Source organism: Curtobacterium sp. MCLR17_058 (genome assembly GCF_003234705.2).
Lineage (GTDB): Bacteria > Actinomycetota > Actinomycetes > Actinomycetales > Microbacteriaceae > Curtobacterium > Curtobacterium flaccumfaciens.
Genome location: NZ_CP126262.1, coordinates 2,012,890 through 2,036,396, shown reverse-complemented (window position 1 = coordinate 2,036,396; position 23,507 = coordinate 2,012,890). Strand labels below are relative to the sequence as shown.

The 23,507-nt window shown below is 71.4% G+C and carries 18 protein-coding genes and 1 tRNA gene; 17 read left to right on the top strand and 2 right to left on the bottom strand.

Features of this window, described 5'->3' with window-relative positions; all coding sequences use genetic code 11:
- The first annotated feature begins 378 nt into the window (after positions 1 to 378).
- The 7 genes from dinB (at position 379) to DEJ11_RS09700 (ending at position 8,687) form a co-directional block, all read left to right on the top strand.
- Positions 379 to 1,623, top strand: a complete 1,245-nt coding sequence (dinB, locus tag DEJ11_RS09730) for a DNA polymerase IV (RefSeq protein WP_111103617.1) — start codon at positions 379 to 381, stop codon at positions 1,621 to 1,623.
- Between the two features lie 188 nt (positions 1,624 to 1,811).
- Positions 1,812 to 3,602, top strand: coding sequence for a DEAD/DEAH box helicase (locus tag DEJ11_RS09725; RefSeq protein ID WP_071403990.1), 1,791 nt, complete (start codon positions 1,812 to 1,814; stop codon positions 3,600 to 3,602).
- 7 nt (positions 3,603 to 3,609) lie between these two features.
- Positions 3,610 to 3,819, top strand: coding sequence for a hypothetical protein (locus DEJ11_RS09720; RefSeq protein ID WP_017887301.1), 210 nt, complete (start codon positions 3,610 to 3,612; stop codon positions 3,817 to 3,819).
- Positions 3,820 to 3,851: 32 nt separating this feature from the next.
- Positions 3,852 to 5,180: an NAD(P)/FAD-dependent oxidoreductase gene (locus DEJ11_RS09715; RefSeq protein ID WP_027465651.1), complete on the top strand. Its 1,329-nt coding sequence runs from the start codon at positions 3,852 to 3,854 to the stop codon at positions 5,178 to 5,180.
- A gap of 285 nt (positions 5,181 to 5,465) precedes the next feature.
- Entirely contained in the window at positions 5,466 to 6,809 is a 1,344-nt protein-coding gene (locus tag DEJ11_RS09710) for an HD domain-containing protein (RefSeq protein ID WP_146250055.1), read from the top strand.
- A gap of 142 nt (positions 6,810 to 6,951) precedes the next feature.
- Positions 6,952 to 8,091 carry a zinc-dependent alcohol dehydrogenase gene (locus DEJ11_RS09705; RefSeq protein WP_111089380.1) on the top strand — a complete coding sequence of 380 codons (1,140 nt, stop codon included), beginning with the start codon at positions 6,952 to 6,954 and terminating at the stop codon, positions 8,089 to 8,091.
- Between the two features lie 11 nt (positions 8,092 to 8,102).
- A complete protein-coding gene (locus DEJ11_RS09700; RefSeq protein WP_111103615.1) occupies positions 8,103 to 8,687 on the top strand; it encodes a hypothetical protein in 585 nt (194 codons plus the stop codon).
- A 421-nt stretch (positions 8,688 to 9,108) separates the two neighbouring features.
- On the opposite strand, the gene DEJ11_RS09695 is transcribed toward DEJ11_RS09700, so the two are convergent.
- Positions 9,109 to 9,194, bottom strand: a tRNA-Leu gene (locus DEJ11_RS09695).
- 161 nt (positions 9,195 to 9,355) lie between these two features.
- Here DEJ11_RS09695 and DEJ11_RS09690 point away from each other — a divergent pair.
- From DEJ11_RS09690 to mshC, 3 genes are all read left to right on the top strand, one after another.
- Entirely contained in the window at positions 9,356 to 10,684 is a 1,329-nt protein-coding gene (locus tag DEJ11_RS09690) for a M20/M25/M40 family metallo-hydrolase (RefSeq protein WP_111103613.1), read from the top strand.
- A 62-nt stretch (positions 10,685 to 10,746) separates the two neighbouring features.
- Positions 10,747 to 11,577 carry an undecaprenyl-diphosphate phosphatase gene (locus DEJ11_RS09685; protein WP_111055572.1) on the top strand — a complete coding sequence of 277 codons (831 nt, stop codon included), beginning with the start codon at positions 10,747 to 10,749 and terminating at the stop codon, positions 11,575 to 11,577.
- Positions 11,574 to 12,818 carry a cysteine--1-D-myo-inosityl 2-amino-2-deoxy-alpha-D-glucopyranoside ligase gene (gene mshC, locus DEJ11_RS09680; RefSeq protein ID WP_111025031.1) on the top strand — a complete coding sequence of 415 codons (1,245 nt, stop codon included), beginning with the start codon at positions 11,574 to 11,576 and terminating at the stop codon, positions 12,816 to 12,818. Before DEJ11_RS09685 ends, mshC begins: the two co-directional genes overlap by 4 nt.
- A 686-nt stretch (positions 12,819 to 13,504) precedes the next feature.
- Here the strand turns inward: mshC and DEJ11_RS09675 are convergent.
- Complete coding sequence (locus DEJ11_RS09675; RefSeq protein WP_027465645.1) at positions 13,505 to 14,428, bottom strand: proteasome assembly chaperone family protein; 924 nt, start codon at positions 14,426 to 14,428, stop codon at positions 13,505 to 13,507.
- A gap of 147 nt (positions 14,429 to 14,575) precedes the next feature.
- On the opposite strand from DEJ11_RS09675, the gene DEJ11_RS09670 reads away from it, so the two are divergent.
- The 7 genes from DEJ11_RS09670 (at position 14,576) to DEJ11_RS09640 (ending at position 23,506) form a co-directional block, all read left to right on the top strand.
- Positions 14,576 to 15,334 carry an HAD family hydrolase gene (locus DEJ11_RS09670; protein WP_258375408.1) on the top strand — a complete coding sequence of 253 codons (759 nt, stop codon included), beginning with the start codon at positions 14,576 to 14,578 and terminating at the stop codon, positions 15,332 to 15,334.
- Positions 15,331 to 16,467, top strand: a complete 1,137-nt coding sequence (locus DEJ11_RS09665) for a tRNA (adenine-N1)-methyltransferase (protein ID WP_111103611.1) — start codon at positions 15,331 to 15,333, stop codon at positions 16,465 to 16,467. The genes DEJ11_RS09670 and DEJ11_RS09665 overlap by 4 nt, the downstream gene beginning before the upstream one ends.
- 42 nt (positions 16,468 to 16,509) lie before the next feature.
- Positions 16,510 to 17,430 carry an FKBP-type peptidyl-prolyl cis-trans isomerase gene (locus DEJ11_RS09660; protein WP_084740364.1) on the top strand — a complete coding sequence of 307 codons (921 nt, stop codon included), beginning with the start codon at positions 16,510 to 16,512 and terminating at the stop codon, positions 17,428 to 17,430.
- A 71-nt stretch (positions 17,431 to 17,501) separates the two neighbouring features.
- Positions 17,502 to 18,554 (top strand): helix-turn-helix transcriptional regulator, encoded by a 1,053-nt coding sequence (locus DEJ11_RS09655; RefSeq protein ID WP_071403785.1) that lies wholly within the window; start codon positions 17,502 to 17,504, stop codon positions 18,552 to 18,554.
- Complete coding sequence (locus tag DEJ11_RS09650) at positions 18,547 to 19,518, top strand: helix-turn-helix transcriptional regulator (protein WP_071244904.1); 972 nt, start codon at positions 18,547 to 18,549, stop codon at positions 19,516 to 19,518. Before DEJ11_RS09655 ends, DEJ11_RS09650 begins: the two co-directional genes overlap by 8 nt.
- Before the next feature lie 800 nt (positions 19,519 to 20,318).
- Positions 20,319 to 21,071, top strand: a complete 753-nt coding sequence (gene tatC, locus DEJ11_RS09645; RefSeq protein WP_110863923.1) for a twin-arginine translocase subunit TatC — start codon at positions 20,319 to 20,321, stop codon at positions 21,069 to 21,071.
- Positions 21,068 to 23,506, top strand: coding sequence for a DEAD/DEAH box helicase (locus tag DEJ11_RS09640; RefSeq protein ID WP_071244709.1), 2,439 nt, complete (start codon positions 21,068 to 21,070; stop codon positions 23,504 to 23,506). The genes tatC and DEJ11_RS09640 overlap by 4 nt, the downstream gene beginning before the upstream one ends.
- The last annotated feature ends 1 nt before the right edge of the window (position 23,507 follow it).

Below are 23,507 nucleotides of genomic sequence, written 5' to 3'. Positions count from 1 at the left end.
TTGGCGTGACGGCGGCGTGGCGTGGCCGCGCACGGTGCCGGGTCCGTCGGCCGGTGCGAGCTTGCTCGCTCGGTGCTGCCCTGTGGCGCCGCACGGTGCAGCCATCTCGGCACCGAGTTGCGAAGGGCGCACGGTGCGATGGGCGCGGCGGCGTCGTGGCGTGGCGGCGCACGGTGCCGGGTCCGTCGGCCGGTGCGAGCTTGGTCGCTCGGTGCTGCCCTGTGGCGCCGCACCGTGCAACCAACCCGGCACCGAGTCGCGAAGGCCGCACGGTGCGACGGCGGGCGAGCAACCGCGCACGACGGGACGAACCTCGCACCGAGCGGCCGTGAGCACGCCCCGCACGGCGATGTCGGCGGCGCCTGGCATCATCTCGGTGTGAGCAAGCAGGACGGACGGAACCGCCTCGTCTCCGACGCACCGGTGGACGACGTCTCGGCGACCGTGCTGCACGTCGACATGGACGCCTTCTTCGCCTCCGTCGAACTGCTCGACCGCCCCGACCTGGTGGGGCTGCCGGTCATCGTCGGGCACGACTCCGACCGCTCCGTCGTCACCGCCGCCACCTACGAAGCCCGTCGCTACGGGGTCAACTCCGCGATGCCGATGGCCGTCGCCAAGCGCCGCTGCCCGAACGCCGTCATCGTCGAACCGCACTTCGAGAAGTACCGGGCGCAGTCCGCCGCGGTGATGGCGATCTTCGACCGGTTCACCCCGCGGGTCGAACGCCTCGGCATCGACGAGGCGTTCCTCGACGTCGCCGGCGCCCTCCGCCTGTACGGCACCCCGTGGCAGATCGGCCAGGCGATCCGCCGCACGGTCCTCGCCGAGACCGGTCTGCACTGCTCCGTCGGTGCGGCATCGACGAAGTTCGTCGCGAAGCTCGCCTCCAGCCGGTCGAAGCCGGACGGCCTGCTCGTGGTGCCCGCCGCCGACACCGTGGCGTTCCTGCACCCGCAGCCGGTGTCCGCGCTCTGGGGCGTCGGCGGCAAGACGCAGGAGACGCTCGAACGCCGGGGCATCCGCACGGTCGGCGACCTGGCGAACACCCCGCTCGGGTCGCTGGTGTCGGCACTCGGCCCGGCCGGCGGGCAGCGGCTGCACGACCTGTCGTGGGGCCGCGACCCCCGCATGGTCGACACCGGCGTCGGCGAGAAGTCGATCGGGCACGAGGTCACGTTCGGCCGCGACCTGACCGAGCGCGACGACGTCGCCCGTGAACTCCTGCGCCTGGCCGACAAGGTCGCCGTCCGCCTGCGCCAGGCCGACGTGCAGGCCCGGACCGTGGCACTGAAGGTCCGCTACACCGACTTCACCACCCTGACCCGGTCGCGCACGCTGGCGGAGCCCACCGACGTCGCGAAGCGCCTGCACCGCGAAGCCGTCGAGCTGTACGACGTGCTGCACCGACCGGGCAACCAGATCCGGCTGATCGGGGTGCGCGGCGAGAACCTCGTGCCCGCGGCCGCGAGCAACGCCCTGTGGGACGACGACGCGCCGTGGCGCGACACCGAGACCACGGTCGACGCGGTCGCCGCACGCTTCGGTGCCGGCGTGCTGCGACCGGCATCCCTGGTCCGCCGGACCCCTGACGGCGGCGTCCCGCACGCTCGGCAGGACTGACGGTGGCGGTAGAATCGGGTTCAGTGAGCGCAGCGGAGTACGAAGACCAGCAGCCCGCCACGCTGTGGGCGGAGTCGGGTGACGACCAGTCCGGCGCAGGCGGATCGTCGCCGACGCACGACGGCAGCCAGGCGCACCGAACCCAGGCGCACGGTGACGCAGCCCGCGCCGAAGCCGATGCCGCGGCCCTGGCCGAAGCGGCCGGCAACTCGGCCGTCCAGCACCTGTCGCCGGCGTTCCCGGACCGGGCCGCCTGGGGCACGGCCTCGAAGCTCCGCGCCTGGCAGATCGAAGCGCTCACGAAGTACTTCGAGAAGGAACCCCGCGACTTCCTCACGGCCGCGACCCCCGGCGCCGGCAAGACCACCTTCGCGCTGCGTCTGGCGACCGAGCTCCTCGCCCGCGGCACCGTCGACCGCATCGTCGTCGTGGCCCCGACCGAGCACCTGAAGCGCCAGTGGGCCGACTCCGCCGACCGTGTGGGCATCCGGATCGACCCGATGTTCAAGAACGGCGACGGCATGTTCGGCCGGCACTACCAGGGCGTCGCGATCACGTACGCCCAGGTCGGCATGAACCCCGAGGTGCACAAGCGCATCACCGAGGGCGGCCGCACCCTGGTCGTCCTCGACGAGGTCCACCACGGTGGCGACGCCCTGACGTGGGGCGACGGCATCCGAGAGGCGTTCTCCGGCGCCACCCGCCGGCTCTCGCTGTCGGGGACCCCCTTCCGGTCCGACACCGCACCGATCCCGTTCGTGCAGTACGCCCCCGACGAACAGGGCATCCGCACCTCGATCTCCGACTACAACTACGGCTACGGCCGAGCCCTGAAGGACGGCGTCGTCCGCCCGGTGCTGTTCATGGCGTACGCCGGACAGATGCGCTGGAAGACCCGGATGGGCGACGAGATGTCGGCGTCCCTGGGCGAGCAGGTCACGAAGGACATCACGGCCCAGGCCTGGCGCACCGCGCTGTCACCCGAGGGCGAGTGGATGCCGGCCGTGCTCTCCGCGGCCGACAAACGTCTGACCGAGGTTCGCCGTGGTGTGCCCGACGCCGGCGGCCTGGTCATCGCCACCGACACCACCACAGCGCGCGCCTACGCCCGGATACTGCAGCAGATCACGGGGGAGCGTCCCACCGTGGTGCTGTCCGACGAAGCCGCCGGGTCGAGCCGCATCAGCGCGTTCGCCGACGACACCTCGCGCTGGATGGTCGCCGTCCGCATGGTCTCCGAGGGCGTCGACGTCCCACGGCTCTGCGTCGGCGTCTACGCCACGAGCGCGAGCACGCCGCTGTTCTTCGCCCAGGTGATCGGCCGCTTCGTGCGTGCCCGTCGCCGCGGTGAGACCGCGAGCGTCTTCCTGCCGAGCGTCCCCGGCCTGATGGCCCTCGCCGCCACCCTCGAGCTCGAGCGCGACCACGCCCTCGACCGCCCGAAGGACGCCGACGACGGCATGTACAACCCCGAAGACGCGATGGTCGCCGAGGCCAACAAGGAAGACCGCGCGTCCGAGAGCCTGCTCGAGGTCCAGCCGTTCGAGGCACTCGACTCGCAGGCGTCCTTCGACCGCGTCCTCTACGACGGCGGTGAGTTCGGCACCGGCGGCGAGGTCGGTTCCCTCGAGGAGCTCGACTTCATCGGCATCCCCGGGCTCCTCGAACCCGACCAGGTGCGCGACCTCCTGCGCGCGCGACAGGCGACGCAGGCGAAGCGTTCCAAGGGCCGCACGGCCAAGGACGGCATGCCGAAGCCGCCCGAGCCCGACCGACCGATGTACATGACGATCAAGGAGCAGCGCACCGAGCTCGCCCGGCTCGTGTCGATCTGGTCCCGGCACTCGAACGAGCCGCACGGATCGATCCACGCCGAACTCCGACGGATCAGTGGTGGCCCGGCCGTGGCGCAGGCGAGCATCGAGCAGATCCAGAAGCGCATCGACATCCTGCGCTCCCGCATCGGCGGACGACGGTGACCGCGGCGTGATCGAGCCGGTCGACGACCGCACCTGGTACGTCAAGCGCGACCCCGAGGCGTCACCCGAGGCGATCATCGACCGCTTCGGCGGCGGCTACCGACTGCGCCGCTTCTCGCTCACCGAGTCCCGCCGCACCCCGCACGGGGTGTTCACGGGGCCCGAACTGGCCGAGACAGCGTGGTGGCGGCTCCGCGACAGGCCGCGGAACTCATGACGCGCCAAGCCAAAGTCCGGTAGACCGGAGGAATGGCAGACTCGATCCCTCACGTCCTCGTCCTCGGCGGCGGCTCCGCTGGCTACACCACGGTCAAGCAGCTCCAGAAGCACGCGGCCACGGTGCCCATGCGCATCACGCTCGTGGACCAGAACACCTACTACACGTACCTGCCGTTCCTGCCCGAGGTCGCCGGTGGCCACATCGCGCCGAAGGACGTCACCGTCGAGCTGCGCCGTGCACTGCGCAAGACCCGGGTGATCCAGGGCAAGGTCACCGCGATCTCCTCGGCGGACAAGACCGTCTCGATCGCGACCGCCGGCGGCGACGACCGCACCCTCGGCTACGACCACCTCGTCGTCGCCCTCGGTTCCGTCACCCGCACCTTCCCGACCCCCGGGCTCGAGGAGTACGGCGTCGGCTTCAAGAGCGTCGAAGAGGCCGCCTACGTGCGCGCCAAGCTCCTCGACAACATCGCGAAGGCCGCTGCCACCCGTGACGAGGACGAGCGTCGCCGTCTGTTGACCAGCGTCTTCGTCGGCGGTGGCTACACCGGCGTCGAGGCGATCGGCGAGCTCTTCGACGTGTCGCAGGCCGCCATCAAGACCTACCCGTCGCTCGCGGGCGAGCAGCCCCGCTGGGTGCTCATCGACGCCCTCGACCGCGTCGCGCCCGAGGTCGGCCCGGAGCTGTCCAAGTGGACGCTCGAGTCGCTCCGTGCCCGTGGCATCGACGTCCGCCTGAAGACCACCATGCCGAGCGCCGAGGGCGGTGTCGTCAAGTTCTCCGACGGCGACGAGTTCGCCACCGGCCTGCTCGTCTGGACCGCCGGCGTCAAGCCGAACCCGCTCCTCGACGCCTCCGACCTGCCGCGCGGGCCGAAGGGCCACCTCGCCGCGAACGCGAAGCTCCAGGTCGAGGCCGAGGACACCCACCAGGTCGTCGAGGGCGTCTGGGGCCTGGGTGACGTCGCGCAGGTGCCCGACCTGACCGCCGACAAGCAGCCGGCGTTCTACCCGCCGAACGCGCAGAACGCCGTGCGCCAGGCCGTGGTCGCCGCCGACAACATCGTCGCGACCATCACCGGCAAGCCGCTCGAGGAGTACCGCCACCCCTCCATCGGCACCGTCGCGTCGTACGGTGTCGGCAAGGGTGCCGCGAACATCAAGGGCATCAAGATGACCAACCTGCTCGCGTGGCTCGCGCACCGCGCGTACCACGTGTACGCGATGCCGACCCTGAACCGGAAGGCCCGCATCATCATCGGCTGGATCACCGGCGCGGTGTCCGGTCGCGACGCGACCTCCCTGATCAAGGAGACTGACCCGCGACGCAACTTCGTCGAGGCGTCGAAGAGCTAGACGCCCCCAAAGATCGGACGGGAGGCGCGGTGCCAGCTGGCACCGCGCCTCCCGTCCGTCCGTCACGTGCATTCGCACCCACCTGCCGCTCTCCGGCATACTGACTCCCTCGGCGCCCACGGCGACGAGGTCCCGGAAGTCGACCGACACGTGCGCCCCACCACCTCCTCCTCCGTCCGATCGTGCCTGCGATGCGGCGCCGAGCGTCACGACAGCACCGTCCACCGGTGCCCCGGTCCGGCCGACCCGCTCCGCGCCTTCGGCCTCGACGCCGGAGCCCGAACGGTGCTCGAGGTCCTGGGCGGGATCGGGCAGCCCTCCCTGGTCGGCGGAGCAGTCCGCGACGTGCTGCTCCGGGAAGCCGGGCGCGGACCGACCACCACCGGTGACGTCGACGTCGAGGTGCACGGCACCAGGACCGATGTGGTCGTCGGAGCGTTGCGTGCGGCCGGCGCGATCGTCGTCGAGGCCGGTGCGGGGTTTCCGGTCCTCAAGGTGGTGCTCGACGGATCCCGCGTCGACGTCGCAGTGACGGCGGAGTCCGGTGCGCTCGATCCGGTCACGGTGTCTGCCCTCGGTCGGGACTTCACGGTGAACGCCGTCGCCTGGGACCCCCGCACGAACGTGTTCCTCGACGCGGTCGGTGGGATCGACGATGCCGTCATCGGCGTGCTGCGGCACGCTTCCGAACGCTGCAGCGAGGACCCGCTCCGGGTCTTGCGTGCCGTACAGCTCGTCGCCCGGTTCGACTTCGCCGTGCACCCCGCGACGCTGCGTCTGGCGCGGTCGCTCGCGGCACGGTTCGAGTCGATCGCGACCGGACGGGTCTGGCCCGAGATCCGCAAGCTGGCACTCGGCGACCACGTGTCGGCTGCCCTCCGAACGCTGCACGGCAGCGGCTGGGAGCGACACCTGCCCGAGCTCGCCGCGGTCCGAGACGTGCCGCAGGACCCCCGGTGGCACCCGGAGGGTCCCGTGCACGTCCACCTCGGAGCGGCGGGGGACGCTGCCGCCCGCGCCTGTACCGCGGACGGGATCCGGGGTGACGACCGGGTCGTCGTCGTGCTCGCCGCCGTGCTGCACGACCTGGGGAAGGCCGGCTCCGGCACGCAGGTCCTCGCCGACGACGCAGGTGCGGTCCGCATCCGCAGCCTGGGCCACGAGGTGTCCGGCGCTGCGGCAGCAGCAGCGCTGCTCGGTCGCCTCGGCGCGCCACGCCACATCGTCGAGCGGGTCGTCCCGCTCGTTCGCGAGCACATGGTCCCGCACTCGTCCAACGGCGCGCCACCGTCCGTTGCCGCTGCTCGGCGGCTGTTCCGACGGCTCGGATCCTCCCTGCCCGCGATGGAGTCGTGGGCCCGGGTGTGCGAAGCCGACTCGCAGGGGCGTGGTCCGGGGGCGAGTCGGTCCTCGGCGTGGTCGTGGTTCGACGTCGCGCTCCGGGACCAGGTCGCGCGTCGACCCGTGCGGCTGCTGTCCGGCCGCGACCTCGTCGACGCGGGACTCACCCCGGGGCCGGTGTTCCGCGAACTCCTCGTAGCGTCCGCGGCGGCGCAGGACGACGGCGTCTTCGATGACGTCGCCGGAGCCCGCGCGTGGCTGCGCCGAGTGGTCGACGCACGCCGGTGACGGACGGGAGGCGCGGTGCCAGCTGGCACCGCGCCTCCCGTCCGTCTGTGCGAACGCCCACCGCCTGTCCGCCATCTGCGGTCCTGTGTCCGTTCCAACGTGGCGCGCGCCAGCGTTGACGCGACGAACGAGAGGAGCGTCCATGCGCGCCATGACGTACCGCGGCCCCTACCGGATCCGCGTCGAGGAGAAACCGGATCCCCGGATCGAGCACCCGAACGACGCGATCGTCCGGGTGGAACGGGCTGCGATCTGCGGGTCGGACCTGCACCTGTACCACGGCATGATGCCCGACACCCGGGTCGGGCACACGTTCGGCCACGAGTTCATCGGGGTGGTCGAGCAGATCGGCTCGTCCGTCGAGACCCTGTCGGTCGGGGACCGCGTGATGGTCCCGTTCAACATCTTCTGCGGCACGTGCTGGTTCTGCGCCCGCGGACTCTTCGCGAACTGCCACAACGTGAACCCGAACGCGACCGCGGTCGGCGGCATCTACGGGTACTCGCACACCACCGGGGGGTACGACGGCGGGCAGGCGGAGCGCGTGCGGGTGCCGTTCGCCGACGTCGGACCGCAGGTGATCCCGGACTGGCTCGACGACGACGACGCCCTCCTCATGACGGACGCACTGAGCACCGGCTACTTCGGGGCGCAGCTCGCGTCGATCCGCGAGGGCGACACCGTCGTGGTGCTCGGTGCCGGGCCGGTCGGACTGTTCTCCGCGGCGTCGGCGTGGTTCATGGGAGCCGGCCGGGTGATCGTCGTCGACCAGCTCGAGTACCGGCTCGAGAAGGCCCGGAGCTTCGCGCACGCCGAGACGATCAACTTCGCCGAGGTCGACGACGTCGTGCTCGAGATGAAGAAGCAGACCGACTTCCTGGGTGCGGACAGCGTGATCGACGCCGTCGGAGCCGAGGCGGACGGCAACTTCACCCAGCAGGTCACCGCCTCGAAGCTGAAGCTGCAGGGCGGGTCCCCGACGGCGCTCAACTGGGCGATCGACGGTGTCCGCAAGGGCGGCACGGTCTCGGCGGTCGGTGCGTACGGGCCGATCCCGAGCGCGGTGAAGTTCGGTGACGCGATGAACAAGGGCGTCACGATCCACACGAACCAGGCGCACGTGAAGCGCCAGTGGCCGCGGTTGCTCGAGCACATCCAGGCCGGGCACTTCAAGCCGAGCGACATCATCACGCACCGCATCCCCCTCGAGCACATCGCCGAGGGCTACCACCTGTTCTCGTCCAAGCTCGACGGTTGCATCAAGACCGTCGTCGTGCCGTGAGGAGGCCCGACATGTCCGACCACACCCCGTACATCGCCGATCCGCCCCGTCGGGTGCCGTCGGCCGAGGAACTCCGTGCCCGCATCCCGGGGTGGGGGAGCGACCTCGACCCGGCGGACCGGCCGTCCGTTCCGAAGCTCTCGCGCGAGGCCGGTTCGGCCACCGGAGCCCACTGGGACCGCCCGCCGCAGCAGGACGGTGCGCACGGCCGGGAGCGCTCGATCGAGCACGCCCACGTGACGCCGGTGTTCGGCACCGCGCAGCCCCTGCACGGTGTCGCCGGAATCGTCCGGCGGTACGCCTACCGGCGGTTCAGCGAGGGGCGCCTGGCGCACTGGATGTTGCTCGTCGTCGGGGACCGCCTGGACGTCGCGACGCACCGGATGACCGATGCGCTCCGGGGTCGCCCGGACCGGGTGATCAGCGAGACCGGCGTCGCGGCGGAGCGTGGGAACCGCCCCGTTGCGTCGCGCCTGGGGTCGAGTCGGTCGGACTGGCGGCACCAGGTGCTCGACCCGGTGGTCGCGAACTGGGGCTGGCTGGCTGCCCTCGGCGCCGTCGTGCTGGTGGTGCGGCGGGTGCGCCGCTCGCGATGACCGCGCGCGCCGCCTGGCCTGCACCATGGTGCGGCGTTGCCCACTCGGTGCGACGTTGTCCCGTCACACGGAGTGCGCAACCCTGCACCGGCCTCCGACGTGCGTACGTTCCGGCCTGGAGGCGCGTTGCGGCCCCGCCCCGCGCCTCCAGTCCGCACGTCCCGCGTCCACCCGCGCGCACCGACGCTGCGCGGAGAACGTCCTGAGCGAAGCGAGGTGGCGCGCCCGTGGATCGCCCTGAGCGCAGCGAAGTGGCACGTGGTCGCCTTGAGCGCAGCGAGGTGGCACGTGGTCGCCCTGAGCGCAGCGAGGTGGCGCCCCAGAGGCGGTGACGCCCTGAGCGCAGCGATGGCGGCACTCGCCGGGAAGACACAACAGAAAATGCCCCCCGACCGAAAGGTCAGGGGGCACGCATTTCCTGTGTCCGAGAGGGGACTTGAACCCCTACGCCCTAATACGGGCACTAGCACCTCAAGCTAGCGCGTCTACCAATTCCGCCACCCGGACAGGGTGTCTGGTGTCTGTTTCCCGGGTTGAACCCGGCGTTCCTGCCGAGAGAAGACACTAGCACGGGTCTGAACGCGCGATGAACACGGTCGCGCATCCCGGGCGAGTCCTGCGCGCGCTGTCCCGGCGACGGGGTCGGTGCCGACCGATACCGTGGAGCCATGACGAACCCGGAGCCCTCCGAGCCGCAGTCCGTGCCCGAGCTCGAGGCCACCGCGGCGATCGCCCGCGACCTCATCCGCATCGACACGACGAACTGGGGCGAGGGGAAGTCCCGTGGTGAGACGGAGGCAGCTCACTACGTCGAGGACAAGCTCCGCGCGCTGGGTCTCGAGCCGCAGTTGTTCGAGTCGGAGCCGGACCGGGTGAGCGTCGTGGCGCGGGTGCCGGGTCGGAACCGTGACAAGCCGGCGCTCGTGGTCCACGGGCACCTCGACGTGGTGCCGGCGGACCCGGCGAACTGGTCGGTCGACCCGTTCGGCGGTGTGGTCAAGGACGGTTCGCTGTGGGGGCGGGGCGCCGTCGACATGAAGAACATGGACGCGATGATGCTCACGTCGCTGGCGGACGTCATCGAACAGCACGGTGCGCCGGAGCGTGACCTGGTGATCGCGTACTTCGCCGACGAAGAGGCCGGGGGAGTCCTGGGGTCCCACCACGTGGTCGACCAGCACCCGGAGGTCTTCGCGGGGGCGTCGGCGGCAATCAGCGAGGTCGGCGGGTACTCGATCACGCTCGGTGACCGTCGCGCCTACCTGCTGCAGACCGGCGAGAAGGCGCTCATGTGGGTGAAGCTGATCGCGCGCGGCACCGCTGCCCACGGCTCGCACGTGATCCGCGACAACGCCGTCACGAAGCTCGCGGCGGCGGTCGCCCGGATCGGCAGCGAGGAGTGGCCCGTCCGGCTCTCGGCCACGACGGACGCGATGGTGGCCGAGGTGGCACGGTTCCTCGGGGTCGACCCGACGGTCACGGGCCCGGACGAGGTCGCCCTGGCCACCGGCTCGGCGTCGCGGTTCATCCACGCCGCGCTGCACACCACGTCGAACCCGACGGTGCTGACCGCCGGCTACAAGCACAACGTCATCCCCGACGCCGCCGAGGCGCTGGTCGACATCCGCTGCCTGCCGGGTGACGAGGAGGCCGTGCTCGAGCGGGTGCGGGAGCTCGCCGGGCCCGACGTCGAGGTGGTCATGTCGTTCCGCGACATCGGCCTCGAGCAGGACTTCGGCGGCCCGCTGGTCGACGCCGTCCGCGACGTCCTCGGCCGGCACGACCCGGGCGCACCGGTCCTGCCGTACCTGCTGTCCGGCGGCACCGACAACAAGGCGCTCTCGACGCTCGGCATCGCGGGGTACGGGTTCGTGCCGCTGCAGCTGCCGGCCGGTGTCGACTTCCCCGCGATGTTCCACGGCGTGGACGAGCGGGTGCCGCTCGACTCGCTGGCGTTCGGTCGGCGGGTGCTGGGCGACCTGCTGGCCACGTACTGATATTGTTCATGGTCGCCGTCGTGGCGGTGCCCTGACCGACCTCCCCCCGAAAGGCCCGTGCGATGCACATCCTCGAGGCGATCTTCCTCGGCTTCGTCCAGGGGCTCACCGAGTTCCTGCCCGTGTCCTCGAGCGCGCACCTGCGCATCGTGGGGCTCTTCCTGCCCGACGCGAAGGACCCCGGTGCGGCCTTCACCGCCGTGACGCAGCTCGGCACCGAGACCGCGGTGCTCATCTACTTCTGGAAGGACATCACCCGGATCATCGGGCGGTGGTTCCGCTCGGTGGTCAAGCGTGACGTGCCGAAGGGCGACCCCGACGTCCGGCTCGGCTGGCTGGTGATCCTCGGCACGATCCCGATCGGGATCGCCGGGCTCCTGCTCAAGGACTCGATCGAGACCACGTTCCGGTCCCTCTGGATCGTCGCGATCGTCCTCATCGTGTTCGGTGTCGTGCTCGGGGTGCTCGACAGGGTGGGCCGCAAGGAGCGCCGGATCGAGCAGATGACGTTCCGTGGTGGTCTGCTCATCGGCCTGGCGCAGATGCTCGCCCTGGTGCCCGGTGTGTCCCGTTCCGGTGCGACGGTGTCGATGGGTCTCGCCCTCGGGTACACCCGCCCGGCGGCCGCGCGCTTCGCGTTCCTGCTCGCGATCCCGGCGGTGTTCCTGTCCGGGTTCTACGAGGCCGCGACGAGCCTCGGCGACCACGGCTCGCCGTTCGGACTCGCCGACACGCTCATCGCGACCGTCGTCGCGTTCGTGGTCGGGTTCGTCGTGATCGCGGCGTTCATGAACTACATCAGCAAGCGCAGCTTCATGCCCTTCGTCGTTTACCGGATCGCACTCGGTATCGTGCTCATCGTGTTGTTGTCGCTCGGAGTGATCCAGCCGTGAGGGCCTGGCAGGCCCCATCCGTCCCCGACGTCCCCGGCGCCGCGCCCCGACCGGTCGTCCACGACACCGCAACGGGCAAGCCGGTGGACCCCGCCCGCGACGAGGACCGTGCCGCGCTGTACGTCTGCGGCATCACGCCGTACGACGCCACGCACCTCGGCCACGCGGCGACCTACCTGGCGTTCGACACGCTCGGCCGCGCCTGGCGTGATGCCGGGCTCGACGTCGAGTACGCGCAGAACGTCACCGACGTGGACGACCCGCTGCTCGAGCGTGCCGCCCGCGACGGCGTCGACTGGCGTGCCCTGGCGGCTGAGCAGGTCGACCTGTTCCGCCGCGACATGGAGTCGCTGCGGATCCTGCCGCCGGACGACTTCGTGGCCGTCACCGACGAGGTCGAGCGCGTCGCCGAGGCGGTCTCGTTCCTGCAGGAGTCCGGCTACGCGTACGAGGTCCCGACCGACGGCGCCGAGGGCGACGACCTGTACTTCGACGTGAACCGCCCCACCGACGCGTGGACCCTCGGCGACGAGAGCGGCCTGGACCGCGAGACGATGCTCGCCCTCGCAGCCGAACGCGGCGGCGACCCGGATCGTCCGGGCAAGCGCGACCCGCTCGACCCGCTGCTGTGGCGCGCCGCGCGTGACGGCGAGCCGGCCTGGGACACCGAGATCGGCCCCGGTCGCCCCGGCTGGCACATCGAGTGCAGCGTCATCGCCGGTGACCGCCTCGGGCTGCCGATCAGCGTGCAGGGCGGCGGGAGCGACCTCGTCTTCCCGCACCACGAGATGAGCGCCGGGCACGCTGCTGCCCTCGCGCACCAGCCGCTCGCGAACGCGTTCGTGCACACCGGGATGATCGCCTACCAGGGCACGAAGATCTCGAAGTCGCTCGGCAACCTCGTCACCGTGCGCGGGCTGCTCGACGACGGCGCCGACCCCCGTGCCATCCGGCTCGCGCTGCTGTCGCACAAGTACTCCGACGACTGGGAGTGGTTCGACACCGAGCTGACGAGTGCCCAGACGCGGCTCGCCGGCTGGGACGCCTGGGCCTCGGGAGCCTCCGCCGGGCACGCCGACGACGCAGCGGACGTCGCGGCACGCATCCGCGCGCGGGTCTCCGACGACCTGGACACCCCCGGTGCCGTCGCCGCGGTCGACACGGCGATCGCCGGTGGCACGGCGTGCACGCCGGAGCTCCTCGACCTGATCGACGCGCTGCTCGGCATCCGCCTGGCCTGACCTGCGCTGACGCGACACGCCGTATGCCCGGCGACGAGGGGTCGGGAACTGTCGCGAGGCGGTCGGCAGCCGACAGTTCGCGACCACTCGCCGGACGTGAGCGGGGTGTGGTGACCGTTCGCGGCCGCCGGTCGGGAGGCCCGTGGCGGGGCCGACCCGTACCTCCCGTCCGCTGTGTGGTCGCGACAGGTCGCGTGCGCGCCGCCGAGGGGTCAGGAACTGTCGCCCGGGCGGGCCGCAGCCGACAGTTCGCGACCACTCGCCGGCCGTGAGCGGGGTGTCGTGACCGTTCGCGGCCGCCGGTCGGGAGGCCCGTGGCGGGGCCGACACGCGCCTCTCGTCCGCCGTGTGGCCGCGACACGGTCGCATGCATGCCGCCGAGGGGTCAGGAACTGTCGCCGAGGTGGGCCGCAGCCGACAGTTTGCGACCACTCGCCGGACGTGAGCGGGGTGTCGTGACCGTTCGCGGCTGCCGGGCGGGAGGCCCGTGGCGGGGCCGACCCGTGCCTCCCGTCCGCCGTGTGGTCGCGACACGTCGCGTGTGCGCCGCCGAGGGGTCAGGAACTGTCGCCGACGCGGGCCGCAGCCGACATTTCGCGACCACTCGCCGCACGCCGCACGCCCCAGACGGACAGGAGGCACGGTGCCAGCCGGCACCGTGCCTCCTGTCCGTCAGCGGGTGACGGCTACTGCTGGGGCCGCCACGGCCCCTCGCCACCGGCGGTGCCGCCGTCCTTGCCGTCCTTGCGCTCACGGCGGCGGAGGTACTGCTCGAACTCCTGGGCGATGGCGTCGCCCGAGGCCTCGGGGGAGTCGACGGTGTCGCGCGCCTGCTCGAGCTGCCCGATGTAGGACGCCATGTCCTCGTCGTCGGCAGCGAGGGCGTCGATGCCCTCTTCCCACTCGGTGGCGTCGTCGAGCAGCGAGCCACGGGGCACCGTGACGTCAGTGAGCTCCTCGATCTTGTCGAGCAGCGAGAGCGTGGCCTTGGGCGAGGGCGAGTTGTGCACGTAGTGCGGCACCGAGGCCCACAGGGACAGCGTGGTCAGGCCGGCCTTGTCCATCGCGTCGGCGAGGACCCCGAGGATGCCCGTCGGGCCCTCGTACGAGGACTTGTCGACGTCGAAGGCGGCGCGGACCCCGGCGTTCTCGCTCGACACGAACACCGAGATCGGCCGGGTGTGCGGGACGTCGGCGAGCATCGCACCGACGAAGACGACGGCGTCGATCGAGTAGACGTCCGCCAGGTCGATGATCTCCGAGCAGAAGCCCCGCCAGGTGCGCGAGGGTTCCGGGCCGACGAGGACGAAGACGTCGCGGTCGGTGGGGGAGCCGGTGGCGCCGATGACCGGACGCCCCTCGGCACCGGGTCCGTGCAGCACGATCCGGGGCCACTGCACGCCGCGGTCGCCGTTGTCGTCGGTGCCGACGGTGGGCCGGTTGAACTGGTAGTCGACGTACCGCTCGCCGTCGAGCTCACGCAACTCGTCGAGGCCGAGCGACTCGACGATGCGACGCGCCAGACCGCTCGCGGCCTCGCCGGCGTCGTTCCAGCCCTCGAAGGCGACGACGAGCAAGCGACCGTCGCTGAAGGGGGAGTGCTGTGGCACGGAGCGGACCTCCTGGTGGTGGAGCGGAGCGGGGCGGGAGCGATGCCCCCGGCCGGACACGATTCAGGCATCCACTGTAGGCCCAGGGGGTGTCGACGCACGCGCGCGTCCGCGCCCAGCGGAACGGCCCCGGTAGACTCGTCGCCCGTGACCGCGCATCCTCCTGCCCTCGTCCCGCCCGCAGCCGTGCTGTGGGACATGGACGGCACGATCATCGACACCGAGCCGATCTGGCAGCGGTCCCAGGTCGACCTGACGAACCGCTACGGCGCCGAGTGGACGGAAGCGGACGGCCTGTCCCTGGTGGGCAGCGGTCTCGAGCGCTCCGGTGAGCTCCTGCGCGCCAAGGGCGTCGACATGGAGGTCGAGGAGATCATCCAGTGGATGACCGACTACGTCATGGAGCACCTGCGCGCCGGTGAACTGCCCTGGAGGCCGGGTGCCCGTGAGCTCGTCGAGGAGCTCCACGCCCGCGGCATCCCGACCGCCCTGGTCACGATGTCCCGTCGCAAGATGGCGCTCGTCGCCGCCGAGGCCCTGGGCGAGCGCGGCTTCCGCGTCGTCGTGGCCGGCGACGACGTCGACCGCCCGAAGCCGTTCCCGGACGCGTACCTGTCCGCCGCGGCGCAGCTCGGCGTCGAGCCCACCGCGTGCGTCGCGATCGAGGACTCCGCCACCGGCGTCGCGTCTGCCGTCGCCTCCGGCGCCGTCACGGTGGCCGTCGAGCACATCGTCCCGCTGTCCGAGATCGCCGGCGGCGACGTGCACCTGACCACCCTGGCTGGGGTCGACGTCGACCGTCTGGTCGAGTTGACGACGCCAGCACTGGCCGCACGGGCTGCGCACTCTGGAGGCGCGGTGCCGGACCCGGCGCACGCTGCGGACACCGAAGGGGTCACCCGATGAGCCACACCGACGACGCACGCGACGAGGCGGACGCGAGCAGCGCCTCCAGTCCGACCGCGGACCCGACCGCAGCCCTCCCGCACACCGCGGGCGGCGCACCGCACACGCCGCCGCGCGGCCCGTTCCGGGCCGGCGACCGCGTCCAGCTGACCGGTCCGAAGGGCAAGCTCACGACGCTGTCGCTCGAGACCGCGGGTGAGTACCACACGCACCGCGGGGTGCTGCGGCACGACGACGTCATCGGCCAGCCCGACGGCTCCGTCATCCGGGCGAGCACCGGTGACGAGTACCTCGCGCTCCGTCCGCTGCTCAACGACTACGTGATGTCGATGCCGCGTGGCGCCGCGATCGTCTACCCGAAGGACGCGGCGCAGATCGTGGCCTTCGCGGACGTCTTCCCCGGGGCCCGCGTGGTCGAGGCCGGCGTCGGCTCGGGGGCGCTGTCGCTGTTCCTGCTCCGCGCGATCGGCCCGACCGGGCAGCTGCAGTCGTTCGAGCGCCGCGAGGAGTTCGCGGCGATCGCGAAGGGCAACGTCGGCACCTTCCTCGGCGCAGTCCCGGACAACTGGTCCGTCACCGTCGGTGACCTGGTCGAGTCGCTGCCCGACGCGACCGAGCCGCAGAGCATCGACCGGGTCGTGCTCGACATGCTCGCGCCGTGGGAGTGCGTGGACGCCGCGGCCGACGCCCTCGTGCCCGGCGGACTCATCGTCTGCTACGTCGCGACCGTCACGCAGCTGTCCCGCACGGCCGAGGCCCTGCGCGACACCGGGCGCTTCACCGACCCGATGCCGAGCGAGACCCTGGTGCGTACCTGGCACGTCGAGGGCCTCGCCGTCCGCCCGGACCACCGCATGGTCGGGCACACCGGGTTCCTCATCACGGCACGACGCCTGGCCGACGGCACCGTGCTGCCGAACCTGAAGCGCCGCGCGGGCAAGGCGGAGTTCTCGGACGAGGACATCGAGGCCTGGACCCCCGGCGCCGTGGGCGAGCGGGCGACGAGCGACAAGAAGCTCCGCAAGGTCGCCCGGCAGTCGGCGGCGCAGGCGCGCAAGGTCGCGGCGGCCGAGGCGTCGTCGGCGGCGGATGGTGCTGCGGCGCCGTCCGAGGCCGTCGAGGACGAACGGTAGGCTGACGGCGTGCCCGTCCTGCATCGAACGGAAAGAGGGTCCGTGCGCACCATCCCCGCACTCCTGGTCACCATCGGTCTCGCGGTGTCCCTCACCGCCTGCGCCTCGAACGGTGCCGGCACCACGCCCTCGAGCTGTGCCGCTCCCGGCGCCGCGTCCGAAGCGGTGACCGCCACCGGCAAGTTCGGCTCGGAGCCGAAGGTCAACGTGCCGAAGGGCCTGACCACCAAGGGCACCCAGGTGTCCGTGCTGCAGCAGGGTTCCGGTCGCACGATCGACGACGGCACCCCCGTCCTGGTCGAGTACACCCTGGTCGACGGCTCCACGGGGCAGGTCGCCCAGACGAGCGGCTACTCGGGCCAGACGGCACCGATCACCGCCGGTGCGAGCAACTACGGGGCCCTCGGCGCCTCGCTGCAGTGCGCCCGCGTCGGCGACCGCCTGGCGGTGGCCCTGCCGAAGAGCGCCCTGAGCAGCACCGGCGGCACCGCTGGGAGCTCGTCGTCGAAGAAGACCGAGGACGCCGTCATCGCCGTCATCGACGTCAAGCGCGCGTTCGACGCCCGTGCCACCGGCACCCCGCAGCTCGCCGGCGACAAGATGCCGGCCGTGGTGCTCGCACCCTCCGGCGCCCCCGGCATCACGATCCCGTCGTGGAGCGCGCCGAAGTCGAACGAGACGCACCTGCTCCGCAAGGGCGACGGTCGCGAGCTCACCGCGAAGGACACCGCGGTCATCAAGTACACCGCCGTCACCTGGGGTGCCGACCCGTCCGTCGCCGGCTCCAGCTGGACCGACGGTTCCGGCGCGCAGGCCATCCCGCTCACCAAGGGCCAGGTCGACGAGGGCGTCCGGACCGCCATCGTCGGGCACCACGTCGGCGACCAGGTCCTGGCCATCGTCAACCAGCAGGGGACCGCGTACGCGTACGTGATCGACGTCCTCGGGGCGATCTCGAACTGACCCGGTCCGACCGTCCACGGACCGCGGCGCGGGTGCACTCCGGTGCACCCGCGCTGCCGTAGGATCGGCTCGTGCCAGCGACCCGTGTGCCCCGTGTGCCCGCCGAGGAGCGGCTGTTCAGCCTCGTGCTCGCGCTGCTCTCGACGGAGTCCGGGCTGACCAAGGCCGAGATCCTGGCCAACGTGCAGGGGTACCGGCAGCGGTTCTCGACCGGTGGCGACAACGCCTCGCTCGAGCGCCAGTTCGAACGCGACAAGGACGACGTCCGCGAGCTCGGCATCCCCCTCGAGACCATCGAGACCCCGGGTGCCGCGGGCAACAACCAGACGCTCCGGTACCGGATCCCGAAGGGTGAGTACGACCTGCCCGTCGACGTCCGCTTCACCCCGGACGAATCCGCGCTGCTGTCCCTGGCCGCGATGGCCTGGCGCGAAGGCGCACTGTCCGCCGACTCCCGCCGTGGCCTGCTGAAGGTCCGCTCGGCCGGCGCCGAGGACGACGACGGTGCCCTGCAGCTCGGGGTCGATGCGTACGCCCCGCGGCTCCGGGCTCGGGATGCGTCCTTCGAGCCGCTCCGTTCCGCGCTCGACCGCGGCGCCGCAGTTCGCTTCGACTACATCACCCCGGGGCAGCACGACGCCCGTCGGCGCGAAGTGGCTCCACTCGCCCTGGTGCAGCACGGCGGCCGGTGGATGCTCGCCGCCCACGAGTTCGCGACGGACTCGGACAAGAACTACCTGCTGGCCCGCATCGTCGGACCCGTCACCCAGTACGAGGTCGGGCAGCACACCGCTCCCGTCGGCGCGGGGGAGCGCACCCTCGCCGAGCTCGAGCGGATCTGGGCCGAGCGCACCGCGCGCATCGCCGTGACGCCGGGTTCCGACGCCGAACGCCGACTCACCCGTCGCCGCGACACCGAGACCGACGCCGACGGCGCGCTCGTGCTGCACCACGTCGACCCGCAGATCCTCGCCGAGGAACTCGCCGCCTTCGGGCCCGAGGTCCGGGTGCTCGAGCCCGACGACCTGCGGTCGCGGGTCGACGAGCGCCTCCGCGCACTCGTGCGCGACCACACCGACGACGACCCTGCAGCAGCCCCCGGAGAGGACCCCGTTCGTGGCTGACGCCCAACCCCTGCAGGCGCAGGACAAGCTCGCGTTCCTGCTCGCCCTGGTGCCGTACCTGATCGACCGCGAGCGAGTCTCGGTGGCCGAGGCCGCTCGGCACTTCGGTGTGCCCGAGGCCCGCATCCGGCGTGCCGTCGAACTCATCGCGGTGTCCGGGGTTCCCGGCGAGACGATGCAGTACCAGCACGGCGACCTGTTCGACATCGCCTGGGACGACTTCGACCAGAACGACATGATCGTGCTGACCAACCTCGTGGCGATCGACGACTCACCGCGGCTGTCCGCTCGTGAGGCCTCGGCACTCATCGCGGGCCTGCAGTACCTGTCCGCGCTGCCCGAAGCCGCCGACCGTGACGCCATCCGCGCGCTGATGGCCAAGCTGTCCCGCGGTGCCGGGGGAGCGGCGTCGACCGTCGCCGTCGGGCAGGACCTGCACGACGTCGCCCTCGCCACCATCCGGCGGGCGATGTCCGACGGCCGCGGCCTGGTCTTCGAGTACGCCGGACCGCGCACCCAGGGCGGCACCCGACGGGTCGACCCGCTCCGGGTCGAGTCCATCGACACCGACTGGTACCTGCGCGCGTGGGACCTCGACCGGCAGGCACTCCGGACGTTCCGGCTCGACCGGATGTCCGAGGCGCGGGTCGACGACCGCCCGGCCGAGAAGACGATCGACCAGGTCGTCATCCCGGACACGCTGTTCCAGCAGGCCGCCGACGATGTCATCGTCACGGTGGAACTCGACTCGACGTCGCTGCCCCTGGTCGCCGACTTCCTGTCCGACACCGCCGACGCGCCCGACGGTGACGGTCGTGTGCGCATCCGGCTCGCGGCGTCGCACGGGTTCGATGGGGTGGTCCGGCTCGTCGCCGGGTTGCCTGGTCGTGCCGTGGTGCTCGACCCGCCCGCCGCTCGTGACGCCGTGCGCGACTTCGCGGCCGCGGCCCTCGCCGCCGGCTGACGTCTGCCGCTGCGGCCCGTTCGAGCACTGCACGTTCCGACCGGGTACGCCCGATCCCGCCAGGTATGCCTGATCCCGCCAGGTATGCCTGATCTCGCCAGGTATGCCTGATCTCGCCAGGTACGCCTGATCTCGCACGGTACGCCCGATCTCGCACGGTACGCCCGATCTCGCACGGTACGCCCGATCTCGCACGGTGGACCTCGGGTACCTGGTCGTTCCGGGCGTAGCTGGTGTGATCTTCCGACCCGGTATGCCCGTTCCCGCCAGGTACGCCCGACCTCGTACGGTGGACCTCGGGTACCTGGTCGTTCCGGGCGTAGCTGGTGTGATCTTCCGACCAGGTACGCCCGTTCCCGCCAGGTATGCCCGATCTCACCAGGTACGCCCGATGTCGCAGGCACGCCCGATCCCGCCGGTGAAGCTCGGGTAGCTGGTCGTTCCGGGCGTACCTGGTGTGATCTTCCGACGCGGTATGCCCGTTCCCGCCAGATATGCCCGAACCCGCCAGGTATGCCCGATCTCGCACGGCACGCCCGATCTCGCACGGCGGACCTCGGGTACCTGATGGTTCCGGGCCTACCTGGTGTGTTGCTCCGACCAGGTACGCCCGATCTCGCCAGGTACACCCGATCCCGCCCGCTCGCCACACGCCCGCCCGCCACCCACCCGCCACGCGGCCGCACCGACCCCCGGCGGACTGTCGGTCCCGACCCCGTAAGATCGAGCACATGGCTTCGACGACCGCGCGCGGGCGAGCGAAGCGGCAGGGGCGCCAGAAGACCGACGCCGAAGGCCGCATGTCGCTCGGGCAGCACCTCATCGAGCTGCGCAACCGTCTCTTCCGCGCAGTCGTGGCGATCGTCGTCGGTGCGATCGGCGGCTGGTTCCTCACCCCGTGGGTGCTCGACGCGCTCCGGGCACCGGTGACCGAGCTCGCCAAGGTCGGCGGACACACGGCCGAGCTGAACTTCCCGATGATCACCGGGGCGTTCGACCTCAAGCTGCAGATCGCAATCACCATCGGCGTCGTCATCGCAAGCCCGGTCTGGCTGTACCAGATCTGGGCGTTCATCGTGCCTGCGCTCGTCCGGCGCGAGCGGCAGTACGTCTGGGGCTTCCTCGGCACCGCGATCCCGTTGTTCTTCGCCGGGTGCTACTTCGGGTGGTACATCCTGCCGCACGTGGTCGGCATCCTCGGCAGCTTCGTGTCGAGCCAGGACACCTCGATCGTCGATGCGAAGGCGTACTACGACTTCGTCATCAAGCTCATCGTCGCGGTGGGCATCGCGTTCGTGCTGCCGGTGTTCATCGTGCTGCTGAACTTCGTCGGGGTGCTGTCGGCCTCCGCGATCATCAAGAGCTGGCGCGTCGCGATCCTCTGCATCCTGGTCTTCTGCGCCATCGTCACGCCGAGTGCCGACGTCATCTCGATGTTCCTGCTGGCCATCCCGATGACCGTGCTGTACGTCGCGGCCTGCTTCATCGCGTGGATCCACGACCGCCGTCTGGCCAAGCGCCAGGCGAAGCTCGACGAGGAGTACGACCTGTGAGTGGCACGAGTGCGGCCGAGCGGTTCGCCGCGGCCAAGGTGCGCAACCGGTCGCGCAACCTCGAGCTCTTCCGGACGGACCTGCGGTTCGACCTCGACCCGTTCCAGTTCGCCGCCTGCGACTCGCTCGACCAGGGCCGCAGCGTCCTGGTCGCCGCCCCGACCGGAGCCGGCAAGACGATCGTGGCCGAGTTCGCCATCTGGCTCGCCATGCGCCAGCCGACGGCGAAGGTCTTCTACACGACGCCGATGAAGGCGCTCAGCAACCAGAAGTACGCCGAGCTCGTCGACGTCTACGGCGAGTCCGAGGTCGGGCTGCTCACCGGCGACACGAACGTGAACCCCCGCGCCCGCGTCGTCGTGATGACGACCGAAGTGCTCCGGAACATGATCTACGCCGACTCGGACCTGCTCGACGACCTCGCCTGGGTGGTCCTCGACGAGGTGCACTACCTCGCCGACCGGTTCCGCGGTGCCGTGTGGGAAGAGGTCATCCTGCACCTCCCGACCGAGGTCCGCCTGGTCTCGCTCAGCGCCACGGTGTCCAACGCCGAGGAGTTCGGCGACTGGCTGCAGACCGTCCGCGGCGACACGGACGTCATCGTCTCCGAAGACCGTCCGGTGCCGCTCGAGCAGCACGTCCTGGTCGGTTCGAAGATGGTCGACCTCTTCGACTCGAGCGGTGCCGCGGCGACGAACCGCGTGAACCCGGAACTGCTCCGCATGGTCGGCGGCGGTTCCCGGAGCGAGCGGAACGGCGGCGGCCACCGCGGCCGGCGCGGTCGAGGTGGCTACCCCGAGCGTCGCGGGCCCCGCACCGAGAAGGTGCACCGCGAGCAGATCGCGCACATGCTCGACGAGCGGATGCTCCTGCCCGCGATCTTCTTCGTGTTCAGCCGCAACGGCTGCGACCAGGGCGTCCGCAACGTCCTGCGCTCGGGCCTGTCCCTGACGACGGTGCAGGAGCGCAACGAGATCCGCGAGACGGCGGAGTACCACTGCCGCACCCTGCTCGACGAAGACCTGGCCGTCCTCGGCTACTGGGAGTGGCTCGAGGGGCTCGAGCGAGGGGTCGCGGCGCACCACGCCGGCCTGCTCCCCGCCTTCAAGGAGGTCGTCGAGAACCTCTTCCAGCGCAAGCTCCTGAAGGTCGTGTTCGCCACCGAGACCCTGGCGCTCGGCGTGAACATGCCGGCGCGCACCGTCGTGCTCGAGAAGCTCGAGAAGTTCAACGGCGAAGCCCGTGTGCCGATCACCCCGGGGGAGTACACGCAGCTCACCGGTCGTGCCGGTCGTCGTGGCATCGACGTCGAGGGGCACTCGGTCATCCAGTGGACCGACGGACTCGACCCGCAGGCCGTCGCGTCGCTGGCCAGCCGCCGCACGTACCCGCTCAACTCGTCGTTCAAGCCGACCTACAACATGGCCGTCAACCTGATCGACCAGTTCGGCCGGCAGCGCACGCGCGAGGTCCTCGAGACGTCGTTCGCCCAGTTCCAGGCCGACCGGTCGGTGGTCGACCTCGCTCGCAAGGTCCGCTCGCAGCAGGAATCGCTCGACGGCTACCGCGAGGCGATGCAGTGCCACCTCGGCGACTTCACCGAGTACTCGGCACTCCGCCGTGAGCTCTCCGACCTCGAGCGCACGAACGTGCCCGGCGGTCGCGAGGCGTCGCACGGCGCCCGCCAGGAACGCCAGGCCGCGATCACGGCGGTCCGCCGCCAGCTGCAGCGCCACCCCTGCCACGCCTGCCCGGAACGCGAGGCACACGCCCGCTGGTCCGAGCGCTGGTGGAAGCTCAAGCGTGCCAACGACAAGCTCGTCCAGCAGATCCGGTCCCGCACGGGCGCCGTCGCCACGACGTTCGACCGTGTCACCGAGGTCCTGCTCGAGCTCGGCTACCTGGTGGATGCCGGCAACGGCGAAGCCACGGTGGCAGCGGGCGGCCGTCGCCTGCAGCGCATCTACGGCGACCGCGACCTGCTGGTCGCCGAGTGCCTCGAGGCGGGGGTCTGGAAGGACCTCACCCCGGCACAGCTCGCCGCCATGGCCGCGACGATCATCTACCAGCCCCGCCGCGAGGACGCGCCCGGCACGGAGCACGCCCTGCCCCGCGGTGCGTTCCGCCCTGCGCTCGACGAGACACTGACGATCTGGTCGCGCCTCGACGACATCGAGCGTGCGGCGCGCCTGGCCGGTTCGCAGCCCCCGACCCCGGCGATGGCCGTCGGCATGTTCCGCTGGGCCTCGGGTTCGGCCCTCGACGACGTCCTCCGCACCCTCGACCTGCCGGCCGGCGACTTCGTGCGCTGGTCGAAGCAGGTCATCGACCTGCTCGACCAGATCCGGAACGCCGGCGACGACGAACTCGCCCAGACCGCCCGACGGGCGACGGACGCGGTTCGCCGCGGCATCGTCGCCTACGCGGCGGTCTGAC

Excerpts from the sequence above, each read along its gene's own strand:
- DEJ11_RS09715 (WP_027465651.1), top strand. The coding sequence starts at position 3,852 with ATGGCAGACTCGATCCCTCACGTCCTCGTCCTCGGCGGCGGCTCCGCT.
- DEJ11_RS09705 (WP_111089380.1), top strand. The coding sequence starts at position 6,952 with ATGCGCGCCATGACGTACCGCGGCCCCTACCGGATCCGCGTCGAGGAG.
- DEJ11_RS09700 (WP_111103615.1), top strand. The coding sequence starts at position 8,103 with ATGTCCGACCACACCCCGTACATCGCCGATCCGCCCCGTCGGGTGCCG.
- DEJ11_RS09690 (WP_111103613.1), top strand. The coding sequence starts at position 9,356 with ATGACGAACCCGGAGCCCTCCGAGCCGCAGTCCGTGCCCGAGCTCGAG.
- DEJ11_RS09685 (WP_111055572.1), top strand. The coding sequence starts at position 10,747 with ATGCACATCCTCGAGGCGATCTTCCTCGGCTTCGTCCAGGGGCTCACC.
- DEJ11_RS09665 (WP_111103611.1), top strand. The coding sequence starts at position 15,331 with ATGAGCCACACCGACGACGCACGCGACGAGGCGGACGCGAGCAGCGCC.
- tatC (WP_110863923.1), top strand. The coding sequence starts at position 20,319 with ATGTCGCTCGGGCAGCACCTCATCGAGCTGCGCAACCGTCTCTTCCGC.